General features: G+C 67.4%; 16 protein-coding genes. 9 read left to right on the forward strand and 7 right to left on the reverse strand.

The window, feature by feature from the left end:
• Positions 1-468: 468 nt before the first annotated feature.
• Both bagB and bagA read right to left on the reverse strand, forming a co-directional pair.
• A complete protein-coding gene (gene bagB, locus AC5Y6Y_RS17240) occupies positions 469-1,611 on the reverse strand; it encodes an ATPase BagB (protein WP_473139894.1) in 1,143 nt (380 codons plus the stop codon).
• On the reverse strand, positions 1,608-2,630 hold the full coding sequence (gene bagA, locus AC5Y6Y_RS17245) for an ATPase BagA (RefSeq protein ID WP_463828751.1): 1,023 nt from the start codon (positions 2,628-2,630) through the stop codon (positions 1,608-1,610). The genes bagB and bagA overlap by 4 nt, the downstream gene beginning before the upstream one ends.
• A 76-nt stretch (positions 2,631-2,706) precedes the next feature.
• Here bagA and sp36 point away from each other — a divergent pair, with 76 nt between their 5' ends.
• Genes sp36 through AC5Y6Y_RS17260 form a run of 3 tightly spaced genes read left to right on the forward strand, consistent with a single transcriptional unit; the run spans position 2,707 to position 4,121 of the window.
• A complete protein-coding gene (gene sp36, locus AC5Y6Y_RS17250) occupies positions 2,707-2,868 on the forward strand; it encodes a Sp36 family protein (RefSeq protein WP_120794267.1) in 162 nt (53 codons plus the stop codon).
• Positions 2,865-3,320 carry a RidA family protein gene (locus AC5Y6Y_RS17255; protein WP_463828752.1) on the forward strand — a complete coding sequence of 152 codons (456 nt, stop codon included), beginning with the start codon at positions 2,865-2,867 and terminating at the stop codon, positions 3,318-3,320. The genes sp36 and AC5Y6Y_RS17255 overlap by 4 nt, the downstream gene beginning before the upstream one ends.
• Before the next feature lie 6 nt (positions 3,321-3,326).
• The gene (locus AC5Y6Y_RS17260; protein WP_463828753.1) at positions 3,327-4,121 is read left to right on the forward strand and encodes an MBL fold metallo-hydrolase; all 795 of its coding nucleotides are present in this window, start codon (positions 3,327-3,329) and stop codon (positions 4,119-4,121) included.
• On the opposite strand, the gene crp is transcribed toward AC5Y6Y_RS17260, so the two are convergent.
• Positions 4,118-4,792, reverse strand: a complete 675-nt coding sequence (gene crp / locus AC5Y6Y_RS17265) for a cAMP-activated global transcriptional regulator CRP (RefSeq protein WP_463828754.1) — start codon at positions 4,790-4,792, stop codon at positions 4,118-4,120. The genes AC5Y6Y_RS17260 and crp overlap by 4 nt on opposite strands.
• Positions 4,793-4,900: 108 nt before the next feature.
• Positions 4,901-5,203: a hypothetical protein gene (locus tag AC5Y6Y_RS17270; RefSeq protein WP_463828770.1), complete on the reverse strand. Its 303-nt coding sequence runs from the start codon at positions 5,201-5,203 to the stop codon at positions 4,901-4,903.
• A 183-nt stretch (positions 5,204-5,386) separates the two neighbouring features.
• On the opposite strand from AC5Y6Y_RS17270, the gene nth reads away from it, so the two are divergent.
• From nth to marP, 4 genes are read left to right on the forward strand one after another with little or no spacing between them, the layout of a single operon-like run.
• On the forward strand, positions 5,387-6,067 hold the full coding sequence (nth, locus tag AC5Y6Y_RS17275; protein WP_463828771.1) for an endonuclease III: 681 nt from the start codon (positions 5,387-5,389) through the stop codon (positions 6,065-6,067).
• Between the two features lie 9 nt (positions 6,068-6,076).
• The gene (locus tag AC5Y6Y_RS17280) at positions 6,077-6,724 is read left to right on the forward strand and encodes a TlpA family protein disulfide reductase (protein ID WP_473139893.1); all 648 of its coding nucleotides are present in this window, start codon (positions 6,077-6,079) and stop codon (positions 6,722-6,724) included.
• Positions 6,721-7,548 (forward strand): NUDIX hydrolase, encoded by an 828-nt coding sequence (locus tag AC5Y6Y_RS17285; RefSeq protein WP_463828756.1) that lies wholly within the window; start codon positions 6,721-6,723, stop codon positions 7,546-7,548. Before AC5Y6Y_RS17280 ends, AC5Y6Y_RS17285 begins: the two co-directional genes overlap by 4 nt.
• A gap of 5 nt (positions 7,549-7,553) precedes the next feature.
• Positions 7,554-8,750, forward strand: a complete 1,197-nt coding sequence (marP, locus tag AC5Y6Y_RS17290; RefSeq protein ID WP_463828757.1) for an acid resistance serine protease MarP — start codon at positions 7,554-7,556, stop codon at positions 8,748-8,750.
• Here the strand turns inward: marP and AC5Y6Y_RS17295 are convergent.
• Together AC5Y6Y_RS17295 and AC5Y6Y_RS17300 are read right to left on the reverse strand one after the other, a co-directional pair.
• Positions 8,743-9,687 (reverse strand): alpha/beta fold hydrolase, encoded by a 945-nt coding sequence (locus AC5Y6Y_RS17295; RefSeq protein ID WP_463828758.1) that lies wholly within the window; start codon positions 9,685-9,687, stop codon positions 8,743-8,745. The two genes, marP and AC5Y6Y_RS17295, sit on opposite strands and share 8 nt — an antisense overlap.
• Positions 9,688-10,212: a phage holin family protein gene (locus tag AC5Y6Y_RS17300; protein ID WP_463828759.1), complete on the reverse strand. Its 525-nt coding sequence runs from the start codon at positions 10,210-10,212 to the stop codon at positions 9,688-9,690. It abuts the gene before it with no gap.
• A 245-nt stretch (positions 10,213-10,457) separates the two neighbouring features.
• Between AC5Y6Y_RS17300 and AC5Y6Y_RS17305 the strand changes: the two genes are divergently transcribed.
• A complete protein-coding gene (locus AC5Y6Y_RS17305; protein ID WP_463828772.1) occupies positions 10,458-11,120 on the forward strand; it encodes a S1 family peptidase in 663 nt (220 codons plus the stop codon).
• Position 11,121: 1 nt separating this feature from the next.
• On the opposite strand, the gene acs is transcribed toward AC5Y6Y_RS17305, so the two are convergent.
• Entirely contained in the window at positions 11,122-13,074 is a 1,953-nt protein-coding gene (gene acs, locus AC5Y6Y_RS17310) for an acetate--CoA ligase (RefSeq protein WP_473139892.1), read from the reverse strand.
• Between the two features lie 26 nt (positions 13,075-13,100).
• On the opposite strand from acs, the gene AC5Y6Y_RS17315 reads away from it, so the two are divergent.
• A complete protein-coding gene (locus AC5Y6Y_RS17315) occupies positions 13,101-14,711 on the forward strand; it encodes a peptide ABC transporter substrate-binding protein (protein WP_473139891.1) in 1,611 nt (536 codons plus the stop codon).

A 14,711-nucleotide genomic window follows, 5' to 3' on the forward strand; every position in this document is an offset into this window, starting at 1 on the left:
CCGGGCCGCACGGCACGTCCTTCCCTATTACTTTTCTGTTACAACCTGCCTCAGTATGCTGCGGCCCTAATCTTATATGCGCAGCTCAAAGGCACTTTTTCGGCCTCCTGGGCGGGGTCGCATTTGGTGCATCCGTTGAACGGCCGTCAAATAAAGGCCGGTTACCCCCATATCGGTGCAGGTGGGGGGCCGTGCCGGACGCTGGACTCAGCGGAGTCGGAAACCTGCGAACGCGCAGCGGGTGGACGCTGATTCCGCCCCCGCGCAGCATGCCTGCAGCCCAGCGCGGACCGACGCTACGGCAAGCCTTCATCATGACGAAAGTGTTACAAGTTAGTTGATCGCACCATGAAATGATGCTTATTTGCGCAGGTCAAGCTGCTATTGAGCGTTACTGATGGGGCAAATGGTAACTACTGCCGTTGTAACGGCGTCAAATAAATCGCCCAGGCGGGGTATCGCCGCTGGTTATGCGGTCGAGGTAATCTGGTCGGCCAGAGCGCGCAGCGCTTCGAGGTCGGAGACGTCGAACGGCAGCGACGGCACCCCGATGACGGGCACATGCGGGTTGGCGCCGGTGAACCGCGACAGCAGTCGAATCTCCCGCTTGGCGGTCTGCGCCCGGTCGGCGTGAATCTGCAGCACGGCGGCGGCCAGCGAGGAGGCTTCCAAATCGGTCTCGGCCGCTAACTTCTGGATGGCATCGATGGCCCGTTCGGCCGGCAACGAACACAGCATCGGGTGGGTGCGGTTCAACACCAGGCCCGCCAGCGGCATGGACTCCTCGGACAGCCGGTCCACGAAGAACGACGCCTCGCGCAGCGCGTCCGGCTCGGCGGCCGACACGACCACGAACTGGGTGCCGCGCCGTTTCAGCAACGCATAGGTGCGGTCCGCCTTCTCGCGGAAACCGCCGAATGTCGCGTCCAACGATTGCACGAACGCTGCCGCGTCCCCGAGCATCTGCGAACCCAGGATCGTCGACATCGCCTTCATGGCCAGGCCCATGGCACCCGTCACCAGGCGACCGAGACCCCGTCCGGGCGCGAGCAGCAGGCGCCACAGCCGACTGTCCATGAAACTGCCCAGCCGCTTGGGGGCATCCAGGAAATCCAGCGCGTTGCGCGACGGGGGAGTGTCCACGACCACCAGGTCCCACCGGTCCTGAGCCAGCAGCTGGCCCAGTTTCTCCATGGCCATGTACTCCTGCGTGCCGGCCAGCGAGGTCGCGACGGTCTGATAGAACTGATTGTCCAGAATCGATTGCGCCCGTTCGGAACCCGAGTACTGCATCACCATCTCGTCGAAGGTGCGGCGCATGTCCAGCATCATCGCGTGCAACTCCCCGGGGACCTCGGGTGCCAGCGGTACCCGCTGCGGCGTATTCCCAAGATCGTTGACTCCCAACGCTTGTGCGAGGCGTTTGGCCGGGTCGATCGTCAAAACCACTACGGTGCGGCCATATTCGGCTGCCCGCAGCGCGATGGCTGCGGCAGTCGTGGTCTTGCCCACGCCGCCCGCACCGCAGCACACCACGACCCGGTTGGACGTGTCGGCCAAAAGAGCCGCCATGTCAAGGGTTTCCGGCTTATGGGACTGCGTCGTAGTCATCGAACCCCCTGGTGGGCAAGCGCTTCGGAAAGCTCGTACAGGCTGCCCAGATCGACGCCGTCGGAGATGGTCGGCAATTCCAGCCTCGGCACCTGCAGCGCGTCGAGCTGTTGTGCGGTCTCGGCGCGCGCGGCGATCCGGGTGGCGTGTTGGATGGTCTCGGTCAGCAGGCCGGCGAAGTCGTTGTCGTCCAATTCGATGCCGGCCGTCGCCAGCCCGGCGCGGACCGAGTCCGCGTCGACGACACCTTCGGCGGCCTTGGCCAGGTCGCCGGAGTCGAGGTAGGCCGGAATGTTGCGGTTCACGATGACGCTGCCGATGGGCAACTGCATCTCGGCGAGTTCCTCGATCGCTTCCAGCGTCTCCTGCACCGGCAGCGCCTCCAGCAACGTCACCAGGTGGATGGCGGTCTGGTCGGAGTGCAGCAGTCTGACCACGCCTTCGGCCTGCGAGTGCACCGGGCCGCCCTTGGCGAGGTCGGAGACCGCTTTGGTGACGTCCAGAAAGCGGGCGATCCGACCGGTCGGGGGCGCATCGACGACGATCGCGTCGTAGAGCGGCCGCTTGTTCTTGTCCAGCCGGATGACCGTTTCTTTGATCTTGCCGGTGAGCAACACGTCGCGCAGACCGGGTGCGATGGTGGTGGCGAACTCGATGGCACCGATCCTGCGCATCGCCCGGCCGGCCAGTCCCAGGTTGTAGAACATGTCCAGGTACTCCAGGAACGCGGCCTCGAGCTCGATCGCCAGCGCGTTGACCTGCCCGCCACGTTCGGCGGTGGCGATCTTGACTTCCTGGTATGGCAGCGGCGGTACGTCGAAGAGTTGCGCAATCCCTTGGCGGCCTTCGACTTCCACCAACAAGACTTTGCGGCCGCCGGCCGCCAGCGTCAGTGCCAGCGCGGCCGCGATCGTCGACTTCCCCGTGCCGCCCTTGCCCGTCACGAAATGCAGCCGGGCCTTCGACAGCCGCGACGGCCACCCGACGGAGTTACCGCCGCTCGATGTGTTTGCCACCATCGCATGCTAGCCCTACCGGTTCGGCCGGCCAGCGGGCTGGCCGGAGCTGGTCAACACCGGCCGATAAGCTCGCGTCATGACCCAACCCACGACATGGGAGTACGCGACGATTCCGCTGCTCACCCACGCCACCAAGCAGATTCTCGACCAGTGGGGCGCCGACGGTTGGGAGCTGGTTGCGGTGCTGCCAGGTCCCACCGGCGAACAGCACGTCGCCTATCTCAAACGCCCCAAGTGAGCGTCACTGCCCGGCTCGCGGAGCTGGGCATCACGCTGCCCCAAGTGGCCGCGCCGCTGGCGGCCTACGTTCCCGCGGTGCGCACCGGCAACCTGGTCTACACCGCCGGCCAACTGCCGTTGGTCGACGGTAAGCTGCCCGCCACCGGCGCGGTCGGCAGCGACATCACCCCGGACGTCGGCAAGAGCCTGGCGCGGATCTGCGCGCTCAACGCTCTGGCCGCGGTGGATTCGCTGGTGGGCCTGGACTCGGTGACCAAGGTGGTCAAGGTGGTCGGATTCGTCGCGTCCGCGCCGGGTTTCCACGGTCAGCCGGGTGTGGTCAACGGCGCGTCGGAATTGCTCGCCGAGGTTTTCGGGGACAGCGGCGTGCACGCGCGTTCGGCAGTGGGCGTAGCCGAATTGCCCCTGGGCGCGCCGGTGGAAGTGGAGCTGATCGTGGAGGTCGGGTAACGGGCCGTGACTGAGTCGGCGTTGACGCATCCCGCCTATGGTCAGCTGCGGGCGGTCACTGAGACTGCCTCGGTGCTGCTCGCCGACAACCCGGGTCTGATGACCCTGGACGGCACCAACACCTGGGTGCTGCGCGGCCCGCGCAGCGACGAGTTGGTGATCGTGGACCCCGGGCCCGACGACGACGAGCACATCGCGCGGGTGGCGGCGCTCGGCCGCATCAGCCTGGTCCTGATCAGCCACCGCCACCCGGACCACACCGACGGCATCGACAAGCTGGTCGAGCTGACCGGGGCGACCGTGCGGTCGGCGGGCAGCGGGTTCCTGCGCGGACTCGGCGGTCATCTCACCGACGGCGAGGTGATCGACGCCGCCGGCCTGACGATCAAGGTGATGGCCACTCCCGGCCATACCGCCGACTCACTGTCCTTCATCCTCGACGACGCGGTTTTGACCGCCGACACGGTGCTGGGTCGCGGCACCACCGTGATGGACTCCGAAGACGGAAATCTGACCGACTACCTCGAGTCACTGCAGCGATTGCGCGGACTCGGCCGGCGCACGGTGTTGCCCGGGCACGGGCCCGACCTCGGCGATCTGACCGCCGTCACGCACGACTACCTGGTCCACCGGCACGAGCGGCTCGAGCAGGTGCGCGCCGCATTGCGCGCGCTGGGCGACGACGCGACTGCCCGGCAGGTCGTCGAACACGTCTACACCGACGTCGACGAGAAGCTCTGGGACGCGGCCGAGTGGTCGGTGCAGGTGCAATTGGACTACCTGCGCGCCGAGTCCGGTTAGCGAGCCCGGCGGGCCAGACGTTCGGAGTCCGAGATGAGGACGCTCTTGCCCTCCAGGCGAATCCAGCCGCGGTGCGCGAAATCGGCCAGCGCCTTATTGACGGTCTCCCGGGAGGCGCCCACCAGCTGGGCGATCTCCTCCTGGGTCAGATCGTGGGTGACCCGCATCGCGCCACCCTCCTGGGTGCCGAACCGCTGCGCCAGCTGCAGCAGCTGCTTGGCCACCCGGCCGGGCACGTCCGTGAAGATCAGGTCGGCCAGGTTGTTGTTGGTGCGGCGCAACCGCCGTGCCAACACCCGCAACAGCTGCTCGGCGATCTCCGGGCGGTCAGCGATCCAGGCCCGCAACGCGTCGCGGTCCATCGAGACCGCGCGCACCTCGGTGATCGTCGTCGCACTCGACGTCCGGGGGCCCGGGTCGAAGATCGACAGCTCGCCGAACATGTCCGACGGTCCCATGATGGTCAGCAGGTTCTCCCGGCCGTCCGGGGACCGGCGACCGATCTTCACTTTGCCGGCGACGATGATGTACAGCCGGTCACCCGGCTCGCCTTCAGCGAAAACCGTGTGTCCACGGGGGAAATCAACGGGCTGCAGTTGCTTGGTCAACGCGGCGACCGCGCTGGCCTCAACCCCTTGGAAGATTCCTGCCCTTGCCAGGATCTCGTCCACGTTGCCTCTTCTTGCCTCTTCAGTTGGTGACGAAGTTGATACGGGCAGGCCAACCTGTGACGGCCGACACGATTCTAAAGGTAGGCCAATCTGTGCGGCCTGCCAACGCTACACACGATTGACGTGTCGGATGCGGGTGGGGAGTCCCGTCTCGATTCGTCCGACGACGTCGGCAACGAAGAATGTCTCGGCGTGATGGCGCCCGGTCAGCAACCGGGACTGGGGTGCGGCGGCAAGTCCCAGAGCATGACGGCGGTGCAGATACTCCAGGGCCTCGGGCATGCCCTCGCGGGCCAGGGTGTGCACGTCGACCGCCTCGGCCTGCTCCCGGAATGCGGCGACGTCCGTGCTGCTGACGGCGTCGTGGGCAAGGGTCTTCTCCAGCCGCCCGAGCCCGAGCGCCGCCAGCATCAGCAACCCGGGAATGCAGGCCACCAGCAACCACAACACAAGGGAGAGTAAACACGGACTTCGATCAAGGCGGGGTCTCAGTCAGATCACGAAATAAGTACTCTGTCGTAGGTGACAGCGGCGAAGGCGTCCAAGCGCTGGTCCAATGAGACCCGGACGGGTCTGGTGCGACGGGCGCGGCGGATGAATCGCACTCTGGCGCAAGCGTTTCCGCACGTCTACTGCGAACTGGATTTCACGTCGCCGCTGGAACTGGCGGTGGCTACCGTCTTGTCGGCGCAGAGCACCGACAAGCGGGTGAATCTGACCACCCCGGCGGTGTTCGCCAAGTACCGCACGGCGCTGGATTACGCGCAGGCCGACCGCGCCGAATTGGAGACGTTGATCCATCCCACCGGCTTCTTCCGCAACAAGGCGTCGTCGCTGATCGGGCTGGGGCAGGCCCTGGTCGAGCGGTTCGACGGCGAGGTGCCGCGGACGATGGACGAACTGGTGACGTTGCCCGGGGTGGGCCGCAAGACGGCCAACGTCATCCTGGGCAACGCCTTCGGCATTCCCGGCATCACCGTCGACACCCATTTCGGGCGGTTGGTGCGCCGGTGGCGATGGACCGAGGAAGAGGACCCGGTCAAGGTCGAGCGCGCCGTTGGTGAGCTGATCGAGCGCAAGGAATGGACATTGCTCAGTCACCGGGTGATTTTCCACGGCCGCCGGGTGTGCCACGCCCGCAAACCGGCCTGTGGAGTCTGCGTGCTGGCCAAGGACTGTCCCTCCTACGGGCTTGGCCCGACCGAGCCACTGCTGGCCGCGCCGCTGGTCCAAGGACCCGAAACCGACCACCTGCTGGCCCTGGCCGGGTTGTAACGCGCCCGGATGAAAGCACTTTCCGGCACGGCTCGCTGGACGATCGCGGTCCTGGTGTTGGTGGTCGCGCTGGTGGTCGCTTTCGTGGCCGAACTGCGCGGGGAGCCGGTGCCGCCGGCGCACACGCAGGCGCCGGTGCAGCGTGAACACCGCGACGCCGACACCCCCGCAGCGCTGGCCGGCCCACGCCGGCGCGCCGGACTGCCGGCCTGCCCGGGGCCGGGACCGGGGGAGGGCGAGGGCGCCTTGCGGGGCGTCGTGGTGGAGTGCGCGGCCGACGGTGCGGCCGTGGACCTGGGCAGAGCGTTGACCGGCCGGCGGGTGGTGCTCAACCTGTGGGCGTACTGGTGTGCGCCGTGCACTGCCGAACTGCCCGCGATGGCCGAATATCAGCGCCGGGTCGGTTCCGACGTCACCGTGGTGACGGTGCATCAGGACGAGAACGAGACAGCCGCGCTGCTGCGGTTGACCGAACTCGGCGTGCGGTTGCCGACCCTGCAGGACGGTCGCCGCAAAGTGGCGGCTGCGCTGCGGGTTGTTAACGTGATGCCTGCGACGGTGGTGCTGCGGCCGGACGGTAGCGTTGCCCAAACCCTGCCGCGGGCGTTCGGCAGCGCTGAGGAGATCGCGGCCGTGATCGGAGACGGGGCGGGGTGAGCGAGCCGGGCTGTCGAGACAGGAGGGAGACGCCGGTGAGTGCTGCGACTCCTCTGACTCCCGATATCGGCCCGCCCTGGTTACGACCGCTGGTCGACAACGTCGACCAGATTCCCGACGCCTACCGGCGCCGCCTGCCGGCCGACGTGCTGGCCATGGTGACCGCGGCCAGATCGGTATCGTCGTTGCGCCGTACCGGCCGGGACGCCGCGGTGCTGGTGCTGTTCTCCGGGCCGCAGGACGGCCCGGCGGACGGTCGCGTGCCCGATGACGCCGACCTGCTGCTGACGGTGCGCGCCGCCACACTGCGTCACCACGCCGGGCAGGCCGCGTTTCCCGGCGGTGCGTCCGACCCCGGCGACGACGGACCCGTCGCCACCGCGCTGCGCGAGGCACGCGAGGAGACCGGGATCGACGTCGGCCGGCTGCACGCGCTGGCGACGATGGAGCGGACGTTCATCGCGCCGTCGAATTTTCATGTCGTGCCGGTGCTGGCCTATTCACCGGATCCCGGTCCGGTCACCGTCGTCAACGACGCCGAGACGGCGATCGTGGCGCGGGTGCCGGTGCGGGCCTTCATCAATCCGGAGAACAGGCTGATGGTGTACCGCGGCACCTTGGGCAGGCGCTGGGCCGGTCCGGCGTTTCTGTTGAACCAGATGCTGGTGTGGGGATTCACTGGCCAGGTGATTGCTGCCATTCTCGACGTCGCCGGTTGGGCACAGCCCTGGGACACCAACGACATCCGCGAGCTGGACGAGGCGATGGTGCTGGTGGGCGACCCTGCGGCGCAAACCCCGACGAACAGGGGTGGGTTGCGGTGAACTCGATGAGCCCGTCGCAGTGGCTGGACATCGCGATCCTGGCGGTGGCTCTGATCGCAGCGATCTCCGGGTGGCGGTCCGGCGCGCTGGGGTCGGTGCTGTCGTTCGCGGGTGTCTTGCTGGGCGCGGTCGCCGGGGTGCTGCTGGCGCCGCACATCGTCAGCCATATCGCCGCGCCGCGGGCGAAGTTGTTCGCCGCGCTGTTCCTGATCCTGGCGCTGGTGGTAGTCGGTGAGGTCGCCGGCGTGGTGCTGGGACGCGCGGTGCGCGGGGCGATCCGCAACAAGCCGATCCGCACCATCGACTCGGTGATCGGCGTAGCTATCCAGCTCCAGGTGGTGTTGACCGCGGCCTGGTTGCTGGCCACCCCGCTGACGCAGTCCAAGGACCAGCCCGAACTCGCCGCCGCGGTGAAGGGTTCGCAGGTGCTCGCCACGGTCAATGACGTGGCCCCGTCGTGGCTGAAACAGCCGCTGCGGCAACGGCTCTCGGGCCTGCTGAACACCTCCGGGCTGCCCGCGGTGCTGGAACCCTTCAGCCGCACCCCGGTCATCCCGGTCGCCTCCCCGGATCCGGCGCTGGCCAACAACCCGGTGGTGGCCGCCGTCGCGCCCAGCGTCGTCAAGATCCGCAGCATCGCGCAGAGCTGCCAGAAAGTGCTCGAAGGCACCGGATTCGTGATCTCCCCGGAACGGGTGATGACGAACGCGCACGTGGTCGCGGGGTCCAACAGCGTCTCGATCCAGGCCAACGGCAAGACCCTCGATGCCACCGTGGTGTCCTACGACTCGGCGGTGGACATCGCCATCCTCGCGGTGCCGGGTCTGCAGGCCACGCCGCTGGTCTTCGAGTACTCCCCCGCCAAGACCGGCACCGACGTGGTGGTACTGGGTTATCCGGGTGGCGGCAACTTCACCGCCTCCCCGGCCCGGATCCGCGAGCGGATCAAGCTCAGCGGACCGGACATCTACCGCAGCCCACAGCCGGTCACCCGGGATGTCTACACCATCCGGGCCAATGTGGAACAGGGCGATTCGGGTGGGCCGCTGGTCGACCTCGACGGCAACGTGCTCGGCGTGGTGTTCGGCGCAGCGGTCGACGACGCCGACACCGGATTCGTGTTGACGGCCGACGAGGTGCGCAGTCAGCTGGGCAGGATCGGCGCGAGCCAGCCGGTGGCCACCGGAGCCTGCGTCAACTGACCCGGTGCACCTGATCGAGGAACCGCATGAGGTGTCGGGTGACTTCCCGCGGCGCCTCTTCGTGGCTGAAATGCCCGGCGCCGGTGACCGAGATGTAGCGGCCGTGCGGCGCGTAGCGCTGGGTGCGTTCCACCGGGGCGGCCAGCACATAGGGGTCGGCGTCGCCGCGGATGTGCAGTAGCGGGACAGCGAGCGGGGCGACCATCGATTTGATGAAGCGGTGTCCCTCGCTGCGCAACTGGCTGCGTACCGCCCAGCGCTGATATTCCAGCGCGCAGTGCGCGGCCCCCGGGATCCGGATGGCGGTGCGCAGATAACCGATGGTCTGGGAAAAATCTGCGGAGGCAACCCATGGAGAGCTGCTGCGGCTGCGGACCAGGCGCTCGATCTCGGCACCGTTGTGTTTGGTGAGCGACCGCTCGGGCCACCACGGCGCCTGATACCGCAGCAGGGTGGGCAGCAGCGCGCGACCCTGGTCGCGCCGGGCCAGCGTGGAGCGGCGCAGGGCGGCCGGGTGGGGCGAGCTGATCAGACCGATGGCGCGCACCAGCCGCGAGTGCAGCAGCGCGGTGGCCCAGCATGCCAATCCGCCGTCGGCGTGGCCGATCAGCGTCGCCGAAGAGTGGCCGAGCGCCCGGATGAGACCCGCCGTATCGCCGGCCAACGTCCAGCCGTCGTAGCCGCGGGGCGGCTTGTCGCTACCGCCGTATCCGCGCAGGTCGACCGCGACCACCCGCGCGCCGGTCAAGTCCCGTAGTTGGTGCCGCCAGGACCACCAGAACGAGCCGAAGCCGTGCAGCAGGATCACCAGCGGCCGCCCGGTGGCCGGTATGCCGGCGTCAGCCTCCACGACGTGGAACCGGATGCCGTTGGCATGCACGTCCAGATGCCGCCACGGCCCGTCGATCCGGACCATCGACGGATCGGGAGCCGCCATCTACCAACCCGAGGGATCGGCGGGCGTCTTGGCGTCGGCCGTGATCGCCTTGGACTGCGGTGCCGCGGCAAGGTTCTTGTCGTGCCCCGGAGTGAACGCGGTGCGCGCCTCTTTCACCGATTCGATGGTCTGCTGCGGGCCGCGGATTCGGCGAACCTTGAGGAAACCGAACAGCGCGAGCACGGCGGTGACCACCACCATGATCGCGAAGACGATCAGGAACGCCGCCCAGCGCCACAGCCAGGTGTCGAGGAGTTCGGCGAGGAAGAAGAACAAGAAGAAGGTGGAGTAGAACAAGATGACCAGCGCGGAGATGAAGAAGACGCTGCCGGTCAGCCCTTTCTTGACATCCCGGGTGATTTCGGCGCGGGCCAATTCCACCTCGGCGCGCACCAGCGTCGACATCTGCGTCGTGACGTCCTTGATGAGGTCGCCCACCGACGGGTCGCCGACCCTGGCATGCGGGTCGGCCAGCGGAATCGTGGTCAGAGTGTTGGGCACACCGTTCTTGTCAGGTTTGCTCACAGACGATCCTCTCCGTTGCAACGCCCCTGCAGCTCCGGTGGCGCGTCAGTCGTCGCGGTTCATGTTGCCATGTGGCCCGATGCCCGACGAGGCCAGCCGAACCCGCGGCGAACCCGGCCAATACACTGGGCGGACTGTTCTCCGAACCTCTCATCCATCTTCTTCCTCTTTTCGACCATCCTGACGGGAGTATCACTTTGCAGAAGGCGCCCAGCGGCCGAAAGCCCCTCCGGGTCGCGGCGGTGATGGCCGCGTTCCTGGGCCTTCTGATCCTGCCCGTCAGCACCGCGGCCGCCGACGACAAAGTCCCGCTCGGCGCCGGTGCGGGCATCGTCGTCAACACCGGCACCCTGTGCACGCTGACCGCCATCGGGCACGACAAGTTCGGCGACCTCATCGGGTTCAGCTCCGCGCACTGCGGGGGTCCCGGCGCGCCGGTCGCCGCCGAGGGGGCCGAGAACCGGGGCCAGGTGGGCACCATGGTCGCCGGCAACGACGGTCTGGACTACGCGGTGATCAGGTTCGATCCGGCCAAGGTGACGCCGGTGGCGAACTTCAACGGCTTTGCCGTCAACGGCATCGGCCCCGAACCAACGGCCGGTCAGGTCGCCTGCAAGCAGGGCCGCACCACCGGCAACTCGTGCGGGGTGACCTGGGGACCCGGGCAGGACCCAGGCACCATCCTGATGCAGGTCTGCGGTGGACCGGGGGATTCCGGTGCGCCGGTGACGGTGGACAACATGCTGGTCGGGATGATTCACGGCGCTTTCAGCGACAATCTGCCCACCTGTGTCACCAAGTACATCCCGCTCCACACGCCCGCGGTGGTGATGTCGATCAATGCCGACCTGGCCGACATCAACGCCAAGAACCGGCCCGGTTCAGGATTCGTGCCGATCGCCGACTGAGCTACTTCGCCTCGCGGATCGCGTCGAATACATCGGGGTCCAGCAACGTCGAGGTGTCGCCCAGTTCCCGGTTCTCGGCGATGTCGCGCAACAGTCGCCGCATGATCTTGCCGCTGCGGGTCTTGGGCAGCTCGGGCACGATGTGGACCTCGCGCGGCTTGGCGATCGGGGAGATCTCGTGGGCGACCTCGCCGCGTAGATCCTCGACGGTACGGTCACTGGCTTCGTAGTCTTCCCGCAGCACGACGAACGCGCAGATGGCCTGGCCGGTGGTGTCGTCGGTGACCCCCACCACCGCGGCCTCGGCCACCCCGGAATGTCCGACGAGCGCGGACTCCACCTCGGCGGTGGAGATCCGGTGCCCGGATATGTTCATCACGTCGTCGATGCGGCCCAGGACCCAGATGTCGCCGTCGGGGTCGAACCGGGCGCCGTCGCCGGCGAAGTAGTAGCCGTGCTCGGCGTACTTGGACCAGTAGGTCTTCTGGTACCGCTCCGGGTCGCCCCAAATACCGCGCAACATCCCCGGCCACGGCTGGTCCAGAACGAGGTAACCGGTGACGTGCTCTTCCCCCTCCTTGTCGGGAGGTAGCGGTTCGCCGTGGTCGTCGACGATCTTCGCCGAGATGCCCGGCAGCGCCGCCATCGCCGAACCGGGTTTCGCGGCGGCCACGCCGGGCAGCGGGGAGATCATCGCCGCACCGGTCTCGGTCTGCCACCAGGTGTCGACCACCGGCACCCGCCCGCCGCCGATCACGTCGCGGTACCAGCGCCAGGCTTCGGGATTGATGATCTCGCCGACCGTGCCCAGCAGTCGCACGCTGGACAGGTCATGCGCGTCCGGAATCTCCCGCCCCCACTTCATGAACGTGCGGATCAGCGTAGGAGCCGTGTAATAGATTGTGACGCCGTATCTTTCGATGATCTCGAAATGCCGGTGCTGGCTCGGGGTGTTCGGGGTGCCCTCGTAGAGCACCTCGGTGATGCCGCTGGACAGCGGCCCGTAGACGCCGTAGGTGTGTCCGGTGACCCAGCCGATGTCGGCGGTGCACCAGAACACGTCGCTGTCCGGCTTGACGTCGAAGATCGCGTGCATGGTGTAGGCGCACTGGGTCAGGTAACCGCCGCTGGTGTGCACGATCCCTTTGGGCTTGCCGGTGGTGCCCGAGGTGTAGAGCAGGAACAACGGCTGCTCGGCATCGAAGGCCTCGGCCACGTGCTCCGGGGCGGCCGCGTCGACGACATCGTGCCACCACAGATCGCGGTCGTCGTCCCAGGACACGTCGACCCCGGTGCGCCGCACCACCAGCACGTGCTCGACCGGGCTGCCGTCGACCGAGACTGCCTCGTCGGCGGCCTCTTTCAGCGGTGCGGGCTTGCCGCGGCGGAACTGGCCGTCGGCGGTGATCAACAGCTTGGCGTCGGCGTCGGCGATCCGGGCCTGCAGCGCGTGCGCGGTGAAGCCGCCGAACACCACGGTGTGCATGACGCCCAGCCGGGCGCAGGCCAGCATCGCGATCACCGCCTCGGGGATCAGCGGTAGGTAGATGGCCACTCTGTCCCCGGCCACCAGGCCGAGGTCGGTCAGCGCGTTGGCCGCCTTGCACACTTCTGTCTGCAGGTCCGCGTAGGTGAAGGTGCGCCGGTGGTCGTCGGGCTCGCCTTCCCAGTGGAACGCGACCCGGTCGCCGTGGCCGGCTTCGACATGGCGATCCACACAGTTGTAGGCGACGTTGAGCTTGCCTCCGACGAACCATTTGGCGAACGGCGCGTCCGACCAGTCCAGCACCTCGGTGAACGGCGTCTCCCAGGCCAGCCGGTCGGCCTGTTCGGCCCAGAACGCCAGGCGGTCTTCGGCGGCCTTCTCGTAGAGCTCCGCGCGGGCGTTGGCCTGGTCGACGAAGTGCTCGGGCGGTGGGTAAGTAGACGGGCCTTCGGCGGTGGCGTCTGTCACGTAGCGAGCCTATTAGGGTCGCTGTCATGCGTCGGATGCGGGCCGCGCTGGCCGCCCTGCTGGTGTCTGCTCACTTGGCGGGCTGTGGCGGCGGCATGCTGACACCCGAGGTGGTGGTGGTCAATGGTGCCGAGCCACCCAACCCGCTGATCCCGACCGGCACCAACGACTCCAACGGCGGCCGCATCATCGACCGGTTGTTCGCGGGCCTGATGTCGTACGACGCGGCGGGCCGGCCATCCCCGGAGGTGGCCGAGTCGATCGAGAGCACCGACAACATCAACTACCGCATTGTGCTCAAACCGGGATGGAAGTTCACCGACGGCTCGCCGGTCACCGCTCATTCGTTCGTCGACGCGTGGAACTACGGGGCGTTGAGCGCCAACGCCCAACTGCAGCAGAACTTCTTCAGCCCGATCGCCGGCTACGACGAAGTGGCCGGCCCACCCGGGGACGGCCGGCCTACCAGCATGTCCGGGCTGCGCGTCGTCAACGATCTCGAGTTCACCGTCCGGCTGCAGGCACCGACCATCGACTTCATCATGAGCCTGGGGCACAGCGCCTTCTACCCGTTGCCGCCCATGGCATTTCGCGACATGGCGGCATTCGGCCGCAGCCCGGTCGGCAACGGGCCTTACCGACTCGCCGACAGTGCCCACGGGCCGGCATGGGAACACAACGTCAAGATCGACCTGGTGCCCAACCCCGACTACCACGGCAACCGCAAGCCGCACAACAAAGGTCTGCGGTTCGAGTTCTACGCCAACCTGGACACCGCGTACGCCGACCTGCTGTCGGGCAATCTGGATGTGCTGGATACGATTCCGTCCAGCGCGTTGCCTATCTATCAGCGCGACCTGGGTGGCAATGCCGTCAAGGCGCCGGTCGCGGTCAGCCAGTCGGTGGACACACCGCTGCGGTTGCCCCACTTCGGCGGCGAGGAGGGCCGGTTGCGCCGACTGGCCCTGTCGGCGGCCATCAACCGCCCGCAGATCTGCCAACAGATATTCAGCGGAACACGGCAGCCGGCAAGGGATTTCACTGCCAGCTCGCTGCCGGGGTTCGATCCGAACATTCCGGGAAGCGATGCGTTGGACTTCAATCCTGCTCGCGCGCAGCAACTCTGGGCACAGGCCAATGCCATCTCGCCGTGGACGGGACGGTACGCGATCGCCTACAACGCCGACAGCGGTCATCAGGAGTGGGTGGACGCGGTGGCCAACAGCATCAAGAACGTGCTCGGTATTGACGCGGCCGGGGCGCCACAGCCCACGTTCGCCGGGTTCCGCACCCAAATCACCAACCGGACCATCAATACGGCCTTCCGAGCCGGCTGGATCGGGGACTACCCGTCGATGATCGAATTCCTCGCACCGCTCTACGCCACCGGCGCCGGTTCCAACGATGTGGGGTACTCCAGTCGGGAGTTCGACGCCGCGCTGGCCGCCGCCGAAGCGGCGCCCGACGTGCACGAGGCCGATCTGCGGGTCAACATCGCACAGCGAATTCTGTTGCGCGACATGCCTGCCATTCCGCTGTGGTACTACATCAGTGTGATCGGTTGGTCGGCTCAGGTGAGCAATGTGCAGCCCACCTGGAACGGTCTGCCCGACTACGAGAACCTGCACAAGGGCTGA

This window comes from Mycobacterium sp. NGS24 (genome assembly GCF_059813065.1).